This is a genomic window from Gordonia sp. YC-XJ4 (assembly GCF_059511865.1).
On record NZ_CM183447.1, the window covers coordinates 3,878,168 to 3,891,688 of the forward strand.

At 66.4% G+C, this 13,521-nt stretch carries 12 protein-coding genes; 5 read left to right on the forward strand and 7 right to left on the reverse strand.

Features of this window, described 5'->3' with window-relative positions:
• Positions 1–10: 10 nt before the first annotated feature.
• Together AC5ZH6_RS17350 and AC5ZH6_RS17355 are read right to left on the reverse strand one after the other, a co-directional pair.
• Entirely contained in the window at positions 11–1,252 is a 1,242-nt protein-coding gene (locus AC5ZH6_RS17350) for an acyl-CoA dehydrogenase family protein (protein ID WP_014360657.1), read from the reverse strand.
• 115 nt (positions 1,253–1,367) lie between these two features.
• Positions 1,368–2,345, reverse strand: a complete 978-nt coding sequence (locus AC5ZH6_RS17355) for an AraC family transcriptional regulator (RefSeq protein WP_094600801.1) — start codon at positions 2,343–2,345, stop codon at positions 1,368–1,370.
• Between the two features lie 214 nt (positions 2,346–2,559).
• Here AC5ZH6_RS17355 and AC5ZH6_RS17360 point away from each other — a divergent pair, with 214 nt between their 5' ends.
• The 4 genes from AC5ZH6_RS17360 to AC5ZH6_RS17375 are packed head-to-tail and all read left to right on the forward strand — an operon-like array spanning position 2,560 to position 6,584.
• Positions 2,560–3,804: a cytochrome P450 gene (locus AC5ZH6_RS17360; RefSeq protein WP_094600802.1), complete on the forward strand. Its 1,245-nt coding sequence runs from the start codon at positions 2,560–2,562 to the stop codon at positions 3,802–3,804.
• A 5-nt stretch (positions 3,805–3,809) separates the two neighbouring features.
• Positions 3,810–4,874: a 2Fe-2S iron-sulfur cluster-binding protein gene (locus AC5ZH6_RS17365; RefSeq protein WP_496167575.1), complete on the forward strand. Its 1,065-nt coding sequence runs from the start codon at positions 3,810–3,812 to the stop codon at positions 4,872–4,874.
• 28 nt (positions 4,875–4,902) lie between these two features.
• Positions 4,903–5,259, forward strand: a complete 357-nt coding sequence (locus AC5ZH6_RS17370) for an HNH endonuclease (RefSeq protein WP_094600804.1) — start codon at positions 4,903–4,905, stop codon at positions 5,257–5,259.
• A complete protein-coding gene (locus AC5ZH6_RS17375) occupies positions 5,256–6,584 on the forward strand; it encodes a diacylglycerol/lipid kinase family protein (protein WP_094600805.1) in 1,329 nt (442 codons plus the stop codon). Before AC5ZH6_RS17370 ends, AC5ZH6_RS17375 begins: the two co-directional genes overlap by 4 nt.
• A 153-nt stretch (positions 6,585–6,737) precedes the next feature.
• On the opposite strand, the gene AC5ZH6_RS17380 is transcribed toward AC5ZH6_RS17375, so the two are convergent.
• From AC5ZH6_RS17380 to AC5ZH6_RS17390, 3 genes are all read right to left on the reverse strand, one after another.
• Positions 6,738–8,387, reverse strand: a complete 1,650-nt coding sequence (locus tag AC5ZH6_RS17380; protein ID WP_265076694.1) for an HNH endonuclease signature motif containing protein — start codon at positions 8,385–8,387, stop codon at positions 6,738–6,740.
• Positions 8,388–8,921: 534 nt separating this feature from the next.
• Complete coding sequence (locus AC5ZH6_RS17385) at positions 8,922–9,485, reverse strand: dihydrofolate reductase family protein (RefSeq protein ID WP_014360663.1); 564 nt, start codon at positions 9,483–9,485, stop codon at positions 8,922–8,924.
• Positions 9,486–9,525: 40 nt separating this feature from the next.
• On the reverse strand, positions 9,526–10,551 hold the full coding sequence (locus AC5ZH6_RS17390; RefSeq protein ID WP_265076695.1) for a bile acid:sodium symporter family protein: 1,026 nt from the start codon (positions 10,549–10,551) through the stop codon (positions 9,526–9,528).
• 90 nt (positions 10,552–10,641) lie between these two features.
• On the opposite strand from AC5ZH6_RS17390, the gene AC5ZH6_RS17395 reads away from it, so the two are divergent.
• Complete coding sequence (locus AC5ZH6_RS17395; RefSeq protein ID WP_265076696.1) at positions 10,642–11,475, forward strand: LysR family transcriptional regulator; 834 nt, start codon at positions 10,642–10,644, stop codon at positions 11,473–11,475.
• 9 nt (positions 11,476–11,484) lie between these two features.
• On the opposite strand, the gene AC5ZH6_RS17400 is transcribed toward AC5ZH6_RS17395, so the two are convergent.
• On the reverse strand, positions 11,485–12,429 hold the full coding sequence (locus AC5ZH6_RS17400) for a glycoside hydrolase family protein (RefSeq protein ID WP_265078053.1): 945 nt from the start codon (positions 12,427–12,429) through the stop codon (positions 11,485–11,487).
• Between the two features lie 128 nt (positions 12,430–12,557).
• Positions 12,558–13,439, reverse strand: a complete 882-nt coding sequence (locus AC5ZH6_RS17405; RefSeq protein WP_265076697.1) for an SDR family oxidoreductase — start codon at positions 13,437–13,439, stop codon at positions 12,558–12,560.
• Between the last annotated feature and the right edge of the window lie 82 nt (positions 13,440–13,521).

Below are 13,521 nucleotides of genomic sequence, written 5' to 3' on the forward strand. Positions count from 1 at the left end.
ACCTTTCCGGTCAGTACTGGGGCAGGCCCAGGGCGGCCTTGGCGAGGATGTTGCGCTGGATCTCGTTGCTGCCCGCGTAGATCGAGCCGGCACGGTCGTTGAGGTAGAGCAGCGGCGCCACCGCCTGCCACGCCTGCCCGCTGACGTATCCGTCGGCCGGCGGCACGAAGTCGGCGATCGGCCCGCCCGGTGCGGCGGCGTGCGGCTGATATGCCCGTCCGCGGGGGCCCGCCGCCTCCACGCCGAGCGTGGTGATCTGCTGGCTCAGCTCGGTCGAGAGGATCTTGAGCATCGACGAGATCGCGCCCGGGTTGCGTCCGGCACTCATCTCCGCGAGCGCGCGATATTCGAGCACCTCGAGAACCTTTGCGCGCGTGCGCAGATCGGCGAGCTTGGCGGCGAACGCCGGCTCATCGGCCAGCGGCACCCCCGACGGCCCGGTGACCGTCGACGCGTGATCGGTGAGGTTTTCCACCATCACCTGTAGTGCCGGCGCGGCCGCGCCACCACCGCGCTCGAACACCAGCAGATACTTCGCGACCGTCCAGCCGTCGTCGATCGCGCCGAGGACGTTCTTCTTGGGCACCCGCACCTCGTCGAAGAACACCTGCGCCTGCACCTGCTCACCCGAGGCCATCACCAGCGGCTGCACCTCGATGCCCGGGGAGTTCATGTCGATCAGCAGGAAGGTGATGCCCTCCTGTTTCTTGCCGGTGCGTGAGGTACGAACCAGGCAGAACATCCAATTGGCCTCGGCGGCATGGGTTGTCCAGATCTTGCTGCCGGTGCACACGAGATCGTCTCCGTCGGAGACCGCCGACATCGACAGCGACGCGAGGTCGCTGCCGGATTCCGGTTCGGAGTAGCCCTGACAGAAGAAGACGTCGCCGGTGAGGATGCCGGGCAGGTAGAACGCCTTCTGCTCGGGGGTGCCGAAGGCGATGATCGCGTGGGCGACCATGCGGATTCCCATGGGGGACAGCGCGGGCGCACCGGCCAGCACCGATTCGCGGCTGAAGATGTAGTGCTGGGTCAGCGACCAGTCGCAGCCGCCGTGCTCGACCGGCCACGCCGGCGCGGCCCATCCACGCTTGTGCAGGATCGCCTGCCACTCCATCGACGCCTCGTGATCGGTGTACACGCTGGTGCGCAGTCGACCGGCGGCGCGCAGCTCCGGGGTCAGTTCGGCGTCGAGGAACTCACGCACCTCGTCGCGAAAGGCGATGTCGTCATCCGACCAGGTCATGTCCATCGGTGTGCACCTCTGTCTGTATCAAATATATGATCTGCTTCAATGTACGACACAGGTCACTGTATCCACACATCGGGGGCTCGCCGATCGTTCCGCAATGGCCGTCGGCGCGCGGTCACCTGCGCAGCACTTCCGACGGCCGATCCCCGTACCGCCGACGATAGGCCGCGGCGAAGCGGCTCGCGTTGCTGAAGCCCCACCGCGCCGCGATGTCGGAGATCGTGCCCGCTCCGCTCTCGATGTCGTTGTGCGCGTGCGCCAATCGGATGTCACGCAAGGCCGCGGTCGGCGTCGCGCCGACGTATTCGGCGAAGGCCTCCTGCAGACGACGCACGCTGGTCTGCGCGAGCGCTGCCATCTCGGCGAGTGTCCACGGTCGCGCCGGGTCGGCGTGCAGGGCGTCGAGGACCCGTTTGACGGTGCGCGGTCGCAGTGGATGTGCCGCGTCGACGGGATCGGGCGCCACCGTGAGCAGGAACGCCGCGGTCACCGCGCCCGCCAGTTGCGGCCCGACCAGTGGATTGGCGAGCAGGTCGACGGGTTCGCGATGTTGCGCGGACAACGCCGCGACGAGGTCGAGCCACGATCGCCCGGCGTCGGTCGCGACGTCGATCTGGTCGGGCAGGACGAGGCGTCGGCGTACGGCACCGACGTGGATGCGGTCGGCTTCGCGTTCGAGGTGATCGGCATCGAACTTGACGCCGATCACGTCGCAGTCAGCGGTCCACCGGGTGATCTGCGACTCGCGGTCGGCGACGAAGACCGTCGCTCGTCCGGGGGTCGAGACCACCTCACGCGTTTCGTGTCGGGAGTGCAGTCGTCCCGACATCGGGATGTTGACCTCGTAGGCCCCCGGATAGGCGCAGGTGATCGCGACGTCGGTACCCCAGGTCAGTCGACCGATCGTCACGCCGCCGAGTTCGACGGTCCGCAGTGACAGCGCGACGTCTCCGGTGCCGTCGAGGTCGGTGAGTTCGTGCGGGAAGTACGCATCGGCGACGGCACGGTGCGCGGCGTCCCAGTCCCGGGTCTCCCCATCCGGTGCCCCGTGCCCGGTTGACGAGTGCCCGGTGGACGTGTGTTCGGTGAACATTCGGGTGGCGGTTCTTTCGTCGGCCCGGCCGGCGGGCTGCGCCGGCCTGGATCTTGTCTACCTCACATCGGCCACCTGATGCGATATCGATCACAACCTGATCGCGCATTCGGTGTCTCCCCCGCGCAATCGGTGTCGAGGCCGCTCCCGATCGGCCCTACCGTCTCGGGCCAGAGCAGTTCCGATTGCCTGCCACCGACCAGAGGAGTACGCCATGACGATCACCGAAACACCCACCCCGTCCGACCCCACTCCGGCACCGAGCTGGATCGACGAGATCACCATGACCGAGCTCGAGCGCAACCCGTACCCGGTGTACGAGCGGCTACGTGCCGAGCGCCCGTTGGCCTACATCCCCGTCCTCGGCTCGTACGTCGCCACCACCACCGACATCTGCCGGGAGATCGCCACCAGCGAGCACTTCGAGGCGATCATCACCAAGGCCGGCGGGCGGACCTTCGGGCACCCCGCGGTCATCGGCGTCAACGGGGAAATCCACGACGACCTGCGGTCGATGGTCGACCCGGCATTGCAGCCGCAAGAGGTCGATCGGTGGATCGATGATCTGGTCCGGCCGATCGCACGCCGGTTCCTCGAGACGTTCGAGGACGACGGCCACGCCGAACTCGTCGCCCAGTACTGCGAACCGGTCAGTGTGCGGGCGCTCGGCGACCTCCTCGGACTGCGCGAGGTCGGCTCGGACACACTGCGCGAGTGGTTCCACAAGCTGTCCCGGTCGTTCACCAATGCCGGCGTCGATGAGAACGGCGAGTTCACCAACCCCGAAGGCTTCGACGAGGGTGATGAGGCCAAGGCCGAGATCCGCGCGATCGTCGACCCGATGATCGACCGCTGGATCACCCACCCCGACGACAGCGCCATCTCCCACTGGTTGCACGACGGCATGCCCGACGGGCAGACCCGCGACCGCGACTACATCTACCCGACCCTGTTCGTCTACCTGCTCGGCGCCATGCAGGAGCCCGGTCACGCGATGGCCTCCACGCTGGTCGGACTGTTCACCCGACCGGATCAGATGGAGCAGGTCGTCGACGAACCCGGACTGATCCCCCGGGCCATCTCCGAGGGGATGCGCTGGACCTCGCCGATCTGGTCGGCGACCGCGCGCATCAGCACCGCCGACGTCGAGGTCGCCGGGGTGGCGCTGCCCGCGGGCACCGTCGTGCTCATGTCCTACGGCTCGGCCAACCACGACACCGCTGTGTACACCGCGCCCTCGGAGTACGACATCACCCGTCCACCGTTGCCGCACTTGGCTTTCGGGGCCGGTAATCACGCGTGCGCGGGGATCTATTTCGCCAATCAGGTGTGCCGGATCGGTCTGGAGGAACTCTTCGAATCGATTCCGAATCTGGAGCGCGACACCGATTCCGACGTCGAGTTCTGGGGCTGGGGGTTCCGCGGACCGACCTCGCTGCGCGTCACGTGGGAGGCGTGAGGGCGATGGCTGCTTCTGATACGACCGGCTCGCAAGCCCACCGCGTCGACGTCGTGGGTGCCGCGTCGGCGAGCGTGACCTGCACCGAAAATCAGCCACTGCTCGACGCCTTCCTGCGTAACGGCGTCTATCTGCCCAATTCGTGCAATCAGGGGACGTGCGGAACATGCAAGGTGCGCTTGTGTTCGGGCACCGTCGATGCTCCCGAGGTCCCGGAGACGGTGCTCGGCGCCGACGATCAGGCGCGTGGATTCGTCCTGGCGTGTCAGTCGCGTCCGCGCTCGGACACCACGATCGAGGTGGAAGCGCCCGAACAGACCGGCCCTCGGCACCGACTGCGCGATGTGGTCGGGACCGTGCACGGCATCGAGACCGTGGCTCACGACACGGTCACCGTGCTCGTGGATATCGATGAGCCACTGGACTTCTCGGCGGGTCAGTACATGGAGATCGCGGTTCCGGGAACCGGCGAGTGGCGTCAGTACTCGATGGCCAATCCCCCGGCGTCGGCGAGCAGGCTGGAGTTCCAGATCCGCCGGGTCCCCGGTGGTGTGGCGACCGACGGCTGGATCTTCGGCGGTCTCGATGTCGGCCACGAACTCGAGATGCGCGGTCCGTGGGGTGACTTCGCCTACGAGCCCGACGCCGACGAGCCCGAGACACCGATGCTGTTGCTCGCGGGAGGCACCGGACTGGCACCTCTGACATCGATTGCGGTGCAGGCTCTCACCGACGATCCCGACCGCGAGATCCATCTATACCACGGGGTCCGCCACGAGGCCGACCTCTACCATCAGCAGTTCTGGCGGGAGGTCGCCGAGCGCCACCGCGGGCTCACCTATGTCCCGTGTCTGAGCCGATCCGAGTGGGACGGGCGTACCGGCTACGTGGGTGACGCAGTGCTCGACGACTTCGCATCGCTGCGCGGGTACGTCGCCTACCTGTGTGGCCCGCCGGCGATGGTGGACGCCGGGGTGAAGGCATGCAAACGCCGACGCATGCCCGCGCGCAACATCCGGCGCGAGAAGTACACCCCGAGTGGTCTCGTGCCGGCCGGCCTCAGCGCATGAGACCCGGTGATGGCCTACCCTGATCGTCGTGCCCGCCAACCGCACCCGTGCCCGCCGCTACGCGAAACGTCGTCGGCGCAGAATGGACGCGGTCACCCATGACCTCACCCCCAAGCAGTGGGAGCAGTTGGTCTCACTGTGGGGTGGATGCGCCTACTGCGAGGCTGATGGCGTTGCGCTACAGAAGGATTGCGTTCTCGCCATTTCCCGGGGCGGCCGGTACACCGCCGGTAATGTGGTGCCGAGTTGCCGGTCGTGCAACGCGGGTAAGTGCAATACCGAGGTCACCTCGTGGATGCGCCGTAAACGTCTCGACGAGAAGCGTTTTCTGCTGCGCTACGCCGAGATCTGCGCTCTGATCACCTCCGACCCCGACTCCCCGTGAGCCGTCAGCGACGGATCAGTGCCGTCGTCGCGTTGCTGGCCGCGGCCGGACTCCTGGTGGCGATCCTGGTGTTCCTGGTCAACAGCGGTCTGCATTTCGTGCTCGGCGTGGCGGGTCTGGCCGTCGCAGCCCTCGGCGCATGGTGGGCGATCACCGAACGCGGGGTCCGACGCGGCGTCGGTATCGGTGTCGGGGTGCTCGGGGTCGCAGCGCTCGTCAGTGCGTTGGTGCTGGCCGTCGTTGATTCCGGCGCTTTTGTCGTGCACCTGTTCGTCGCCGTCGCGCTCGGGGTGATCGCCGTCGTCTCGGCCCGTTACGCCCTGACGCCGCATCTGCACGAGCTGGATCTGATGCACGCGCCGTGGCGGCCCCGGCATCCGGTTCTGATCTGCAACCCGAAATCCGGTGGCGGCAAGGTCGATCGGTTCGAACTCGTCGAGGCAGCACACCGGATCGGTGTCGAGACCGTCGTCCTGGGACCCGACGACGACCTCGAACAACTCGCACGCGACGCGGTGGCACGCGGCGCGGACTGTCTGGGGATGGCCGGCGGTGACGGTTCGCAGGCGCTCGTCGCCGCCATCGCGATCGAGCACGACCTGCCGTTCGTCTGCGTCAGCGCGGGCACCCGCAACCATTTCGCCCTGGATCTCGGGCTCGATCGGTCCGACCCGCGGCGCAACGTGCGAGCCTTCACCGACGGCGTGATCCGCCGCGTCGATTACGCCACCGTCAACGGACGTCTGTTCGTCAACAACGTCTCGCTCGGCGTGTACGCAACGATCGTGCAGCAGGACTCCTACCGCGACGACAAGACACAAACCACCGCGGCGCTGCTGCCCGAACTCCTCGGCAACACCGCAGAACCCTTCGACCTGCAATTCACCTCGGCCGACGGCACTGCGGAGGACGGCGCGTTCCTGATCCTGGTATCCAACAACCCGTACTCCGGCGCGCTTCTCGACGCCGGTGAACGACGACGGATGGATACCGGCCTCCTCGGCGTCGTCGCCGTCTCGCCGCGGACCGGCGCCGAAGCGGCCACACTGGTCGCCCTGTCGGCCGTCGGGTTGCGTAAGACCAGCCCGCACTGGCACGAGTTCACCACCCCGACCTTCGAGGTCTCCTCGGCTGGCGGTACCGCCTATGCGGGCGTCGACGGAGAAGCCCTCGAACTCACCACGCCGCTGCGATTCCGCAGCCACCACAATGGTTTACGTCTACTCGTGCCCTCCGACAATCCGCTCGCCGAATCCCGCCGCCGCGCCCGCGACGTCAGTGTCCGCGCGCTCGTGCAGATCGCGGCGGGCCGACCGCCCGGCTGATCACCTGTCGAGGACCTCGCCCCCGATGACGCCCTTCTTACCCTCGATGGTCGAGGTGCCCTTTGTCTGGTGGTCGAGGTGCGACGAGCGCCAGCGAGGAGCCTCGAGACCCGTTGAGCCACAGCTGGTTCCACCCCACAGCAAAAGCGACCGTCACCGCGGATAGGTGACAATCACCTGCCCACTCCGCCGACTCCGCCACTCCACCCGCCGATCGGTGTAGAGCGTTGGCACCCACTCGGCGAGATGTTTGCGTTGATGATCGGCCCGACACAGCGGGATCAGATCACCGAGCACCGTCCAGCCCCCGGCCTCGGGGTCGGTGTGGTTGAACGGCCGCCAATGATCGAGGTCGCACAGGTGTGAGGGCATGCCGCAGTAGGGGTATCGGCACCAGGGGTCGTTGGCCAACACCTCAGCGCGCAAGGTGGCGCTGGGTGCATAGGTCAATGCCCCAGGTGGTGGCACGGTGTGACCTCCGTGTCCGGTGGGGTCGGCCGGCGGGGCCTGTGCGCGGTCGGAGATCTGTGGGATCAACGGTCCAGCCGTGCGCACGGATTCGGGGTAATGGATGGTCTTCGCGACCTCGGACAGGGTGGCCGCGTAGTCGGGGTCGATCGGCCCGTATCCCTGCAACCGGGGCACGAGAATCCCGTCAGGGTCCTTCAACACCGTCAACACAGGTGCGCCGGGCACAACCAAGGCACGTCCGAACGCCACCGGAACCTCATCCGGGGTGGGCTCATCCATGGGATCGGGGATGTCGGGTTCGACGACCGGCTCCACCACATCGACAGGTTCCTGTGCCCGCGCATTGGAAGGGGCCGGCGCACTGGAAGCTTCGATGTCCTCGACTTCAGGCGCATCCGCGTCAGCGGGTTCGGGCATCAGGTCGTCCCACGCTGCCGCATCCTCGGCGTCAGAGGGTGTTTCGGCCGACCCGTTGCTGTCGGTGCCGCCACCTCGTTTTGGGCAATCATCTTGTCCGCATTCGCAGTCGAGGTGCGCCCCCGGGACGCCGGTGATCTCCCCGAGTGCGATCACCCGCAGCGACCCCACTCGACGCGGGTCCTTACGGCAGGTCCGTTCATCGATGAGGGCGTTGATCTGCGTCGTGAGAAACACCCCGTAATGGGCGGGAACAACCGCATCCAGAGAGGAGTGCCCCGCAACATCGGGGGTGATGGTCACGTGTCCCACCAGGTCGGCGATGTCTTCGCGTTCCTCGGTGACACTGTCGGGGTTCATTGAAATCAACGCAGCGTCGAGTTGTTGCGCCAGAACCGGGTCGGTGGTGGCGCGGGACCCGTAGTCCAGGACGATCTCTTCGAACGACATCTCGGACTCGTCACCGGCGTCGTTGCTGTCGGTGTCGGTGTCGGTGTCCACGTCGATGTCCCCGCCACGCTGGGCGGCGCGCGCCATGATCGAGGCCCGATTGGTGGACAGTTCACCGTTCAGATAGGCGGCACAGATGAGGGGGAACTTCTCCAACAGATCCGCCAGAGCAATCCAGTTGCCGGCCTTACTGCGGGAGATCTTGAACTGCAGAGACACTTCAGCGCGTGCGAGTTTGTCGGCGTGCTCGATCACCGAGCCCCACACCTCGACCTCGGACTGGCCCGCCAAACGCTCGCGATACACCCGCTCCGCCAGCGCGGCGGCTGCCAGGACCGCGCGCGCTTCATGTTTGCGGGACTCGCGTAGCAGGTCCGGGCCGGTCTCGGTGAGCTCATCGCGCGACATGGCTGTGATCGCGGCGGCGTCGGCATCCGGGTCTGTGAACGTCAACGTCGTCGACACCAGGTACCTCCCCTCCCGCGATCGGACGTGATGAGAACAAGTGTACGAAGGGGTACCGACAAAACCGGCCCGGCGATCGCGCGGCTCGGGAAATCTGTGGACAACTTTTTCGGGCGCTTCGACTGGGCGCTCTATTGCGTCGACTGGGCGTTAAACTTCGTCGACCGGGTGCTCGATTACGTCGAGTGGTTCGTGGATGTGGTTGCGATACTTGCCATCTCACCAGGGTCTCGAGGCTCGCCGCACGCGGCTCACACCTCGACCATCGGGGGGAAGCGTTCGAATGACGCTCCGGGCCTTCCCATCCGATGGTCGAGGTGCCGAGGAGCGATAGCGACGAGCCTCGAGACCCCTCTCGCCGATGAGTATCCCCACCACCCGTGGAACCGAACCAGCACCGGCGCAAGCGGTCTCGAGGCTCGCCGCACGCGGCTCGCACCTCGACCATCGGGGGGAAGGGCCGAACATCCGGGGGGAAGGAGCGAGCAATTCGGTGAGAGGAATGAGCGGCAGATAGCGATGCCCAGCGCACCCTCACCTAGGGGCGTAATGCAGATAGACGGTGCCGTTGGCGAAGGTCCGCTGCTCGATGAGCCGAAGGTCGAGGGCAGCGTCCGCGGGCAGGGCACGCAGTCCCCCTCCGACGATCACGGGGACGACGAACAGCCGGAAACCGGAGACCATTCCGGCGCGGATTGCAGTAGCCGCGGTGGTCGGCCCGAAGATCTCGACCGAGCCAGGAGCGCTCTCGGTGAGCTGCCGTAGTTCTGCGGTGTCGAGCTCTCGTACCAACCGCGAGCGATCGGAGGAGAGATCGTCGGGACTCATCGTCGTCGACACGACCACTTTCTCGATCGTCTGCCATCGGCGGGCGAACTCATGTTCTGCAGCCGTCCAGCTCCCGTCCTCCGGAGGGCTCTCCCAATACCGCATCAGGTCATAGGTCTTGCGGCCCAACACCTCTGCGGAGGTCTCCGCCATCCGATCAACATGCATGTCGAAGATCTCCGCATCCGGAGCACCCCAACCGAAATCGCCATCGGCGTCGGCGACGTAGCCGTCGAGGGACATGCTGGTGGTGTACATCAACTGTCCCATGCGCCGACCTCCTCGTGGCGGAATCTCCGTGGCGCACACCCTACGGAGAACGGACCACGAAATCCAGAGTCGGGTCATCGCTGGGGGTACCTGCGCGCTCAGATGCCACACGGCCGTGGTGGGCGGCGAGCATCGAGCACACCAGCAATTGGATCTGATGAAAGATCATCAGCGGCAGGATGATCAGCCCCACCGGCGCTCCGGCGAAGAGTACTGCGGCCATGGGCAGACCGGCGGCCAGACTCTTCTTCGATCCGCAGAACTGGATGACGATGGCGTCGTCGCGACCGAAGCCCAAAGCCTTTGCAGCCCATCGGGACAACACCAACACCACTCCGAGGACGCCTGCGCACACCGCCATCACCACGGCGATCGACCCCACGCTGACCGACGACCAGATGTGCTCGGCCATACCGGCGCTGAACGCGGAGTACACGACCAGCAGCACCGAGCCGCGGTCGACGGTCTTGGTCAGCAAGGGGTGTCGTCCGAGCAGTCCGGCGACCAGCGGCCGACACACTTGGCCGGCAAGGAACGGAAGCAGCAACTGAAGGATGATCTCGCCGAACGATTCCGCACTCACGTGGACTCCGCCGGTGGTGGTCATGAGGGCGACGACGAGCAAAGGGGTCAGCACGACTCCGAGAAGGTTCGACAACGACGCCGACACGATGGCCGCCGGGACGTTTCCGCGGGCAACCGAGGTGAACGCGATCGACGACTGCACCGTGGACGGCACGAGACAGGCGAACAGCACACCGGTGTAGAGGGCACTGCTCAGCACGTGTGGGGTCAGCACCCGCAGCGCGAGGCCGATCAGCGGGAACACGACGAAGGTGACCGCCAGAACCGTCAGATGCAGTCGCCAGTGGCGTGCTCCCGCCATCGCCTCGGCGGGCGAAAGCCGCGTGCCGTAGAGGAAGAACAGAAGCGCGATGGCCGCTTTCACCATTCCGTCGAGAATCGTCGCCGCCGCGCCCGCGACCGGAAACACCGATGCGAGCGCCACCGTCGCGAGGATCGAGAGCACGAATCCGTCGATGGGGAGCTTCCTGAGCAGTCGCATGAGACATAAGTCAACGCTCGTCGAAGCCATTCGGAAACACGTTGACCACGATTATTGTGATCGAGTTTGTCGATAACTAGCCTGAGATGTGTGCTCGATCCCACCGCGCTGCGCACCTTCCTCACCGTCGTCCACACCGGCGGGTTCTCAGCCGCGGCACGCCAGCTCGACGTCGGGCAATCCACTGTGTCCGGCCACATCGCCCGCCTGGAGAAACAGGTCGGCAGAACGCTGTTGCGACGCGATACGCACTCGGTCGAGCTGACCGCGGACGGCTCGGTGATGGCCGGCTTCGCCCGCTCCATCCTCGACGAGTGCGATCGCGCGCTGAGTTATTTCACCGATGACGGCATCACCGGACGCATCCGCTTCGGGGTGTCGGAGGACCTTGTGGCCACGGGGACGCCAGAGATCCTGCGCCGCTTCCGGACCGACCACCCGCGCGTCGATATCGAGCTGACCATCGGACTCAGCGAGGACCTCCACACGAGCCTACGTGCGGGTTCACTGGATCTGGTTTTGGCCAAACGCAATCCGGGCCAACGGCACGGACAGTTGATCTTCACCGAACCGCTGGTCTGGGCGGGCGCGCCGGACACTGTCCTGCGGCCCGGTGACCCGATTCCACTCGTGACCTTTCCCGAACCCAGCATCTCGCGCACCGCTGCGCTCGCCGCACTCGCCGACGCGGGGCTCGATCACCGCATCACCTGTGTCTCCAACAATCAGCAGGGGTTGCGCGCCGCGGCGCTGGCCGGGCTCGGTGTGATGGTGCATGCGCGTCGGCTCCTGCCCGCCGACGTCGTCGAACTCGACGGCCTGCCCGACCCGGGGCTCACCGAGGTTGTGGTGATCACCCGGCGGCGGCCGGCGACGCGCGCCGAGGCAGCACTGCTCGCTGTACTGCGGTCCGCGACGTGGTGAGTTCCCGCATCACACCGGCTCGCGAATCACTCCCGCGTGTCGCACCGTTCCGGACAGGCCCGGCAGTTCTTTGGGAGCCGTCCACGTCCGCAGACCGTCGCCACTGTCGGAGTAGAGGTATTTTCCCCTGGTGTAGGCGTCGAAGTACATCCGCCATGCCCCACCGGGCAGTTGGATGACCGACGGCCCTTCCACGAAGGTGCCCCAATTACCCGGTGCGACAAAGGTGTAGGGCCCGGCCAGGGTGGGGGCGACGGCGTGCTCGATGACCTTCTTGGTCTCGTTCTTGGTGAATGCGTGGTAGGTCGAACCCACCTTCACGATGGTGGTGTCGATGTGGTCGGCGCCGATTCCCGCGAGCGGCACCGGCGGCCCCCAGTTCCGCAGCGAGGAGTCCGTCGCCGTCATCAGATACGGGATGAACCCACCGCCGGTCGACATCGACAAGATGATGTTGACGCGACCGTTCTCGACGAACCAGTCCGGCGCCCACGCCTTGGTGGTGAACGGCGACAGTGAGGGCAGGTCGCTCGACCCGGCCGAACCCGACGAACCCAGCGCACCCAACGATCCCTTGCCGTCGCCGGTACCGGGAAGAAGGAAGCAGCAGAACGGGACTGCCAGGTTCTGGATGAACGTCCAATGGGTGAGGTCGGTGCTGCGCGCGAACCCGATACTGGCGCCGGCGGCCGTGGTGTAGGTGAGGTAATACGACCCGTCGGTGTTGCGGAAGATCCGTGGGTCGCGCACCAACCCGGACGGCGGACGATACGCCGCCTTCTGGAGGACGTCGAAATGAGTGCCGTCGACGGACTGGTAGACGTCCATGTCACGATCGCTGGCGTTGCTGAACGCCACCATCGTGTATCGCCACCCGGATTGTGGTGCGGCTCCGGCCGTCCCGGGAGCGGCGAGCAGCAACCCCGCGACGGCCAGGACCGCCGATATCACCACGCATATCGTCCGCTTCGTCACCGAAGCAGTATCGGTGATGGGCGACAATTCAGAAACACCTCGGCACACACGGGTACCACATCGTTATCCGCCGGTTTCGCCCGAGATGGCGTTTCTCGCAGGGCAGGTCAAGGTTCGATGTTCTCCAGATCCTCGAGCAGGCTCGGATGCGCCGGCGTCCAACCGAGCGCTTCGCGGGTGTGCGTGCTCGTCGAGGGTTGATCCACCGCGAAGATCGGACCGAACGCACCGAAGCTCTCGGTGGGAATCTGCTGCACCGGCAGTCGCAGCCGCCTGCCGATGACCGAAATGATGTCGGCGACGGTGTCGCCCTCGTCGGCGACCGCGTGCCACGCTGTCCCGGCCGGCGCCGATTCCAGCGCGAGGCGGAACAATGTGGCGGCGTCGCGGGCGTGCACGGCCGGCCAGCGCTGCGTGCCGTCGCCTGGGTATCCCGCTACGCCGCTGCGTCGTGCCTGTTGGGTCAGCAGGCCGGCAAACCCACCCTCGCCCCGGTTGTGAACCGTCCGAGGAAGACGAACCGCACTGGGGCGCACGCCTTTCGACGCGAGGTCGAGTAGCGCCAGCACCGATCGCGCCCGGCCGCCGACGGGACCGTCGGTGGGCAACGGATCGGCCTCGGTGGACGCGCGCCCCGGAATCCACGGCGTGCCCGACACCGTGACGATCGGACGGTCGGTGCCGATGAGTTCCTCCCCGATCGCCGACAACGCGGCGGTTTCCTGGGCGATCGCCGCGGCCAACGCGTCGGCTCCGTGGTCGCCGTGATCGAAGGCGAGGCTGATCACGCCGTCGGACTGCGCGACGCCGGAGCGCAGCACGTCGAGGTCGGACAACTCGCCACGCAAGACCCGCGCACCGGCGTCGGCGAGCACCTGCGCAGACCGGTCGGAACGAGCGAGCGCAAGCACGGTGTGGTCGTTACCGAGCAACTCTGAGACGACGGCGGAGCCGATGGTGCCGGTACCACCGGTGACGAAGACGTGCATGGATCTCTCCTGACGAGTGATGCGACTGTTGTCTCATCACTGTAGCGCGCTGACGGGACATGTGTCGCATCACTATGATGAC

What these genes read in the sequence shown, in the direction of transcription:
- AC5ZH6_RS17350 (WP_014360657.1), bottom strand. Translation starts at nt 1,252, where the DNA reads ATGGACATGACCTGGTCGGATGACGACATCGCCTTTCGCGACGAGGTG.
- AC5ZH6_RS17385 (WP_014360663.1), bottom strand. Translation starts at nt 9,485, where the DNA reads ATGGGACAGTTGATGTACACCACCAGCATGTCCCTCGACGGCTACGTC.
- AC5ZH6_RS17360 (WP_094600802.1), top strand. Translation starts at nt 2,560, where the DNA reads ATGACGATCACCGAAACACCCACCCCGTCCGACCCCACTCCGGCACCG.
- AC5ZH6_RS17355 (WP_094600801.1), bottom strand. Translation starts at nt 2,345, where the DNA reads ATGTTCACCGAACACACGTCCACCGGGCACTCGTCAACCGGGCACGGG.
- AC5ZH6_RS17365 (WP_496167575.1), top strand. Translation starts at nt 3,810, where the DNA reads ATGGCTGCTTCTGATACGACCGGCTCGCAAGCCCACCGCGTCGACGTC.
- AC5ZH6_RS17405 (WP_265076697.1), bottom strand. Translation starts at nt 13,439, where the DNA reads ATGCACGTCTTCGTCACCGGTGGTACCGGCACCATCGGCTCCGCCGTC.
- AC5ZH6_RS17390 (WP_265076695.1), bottom strand. Translation starts at nt 10,551, where the DNA reads ATGCGACTGCTCAGGAAGCTCCCCATCGACGGATTCGTGCTCTCGATC.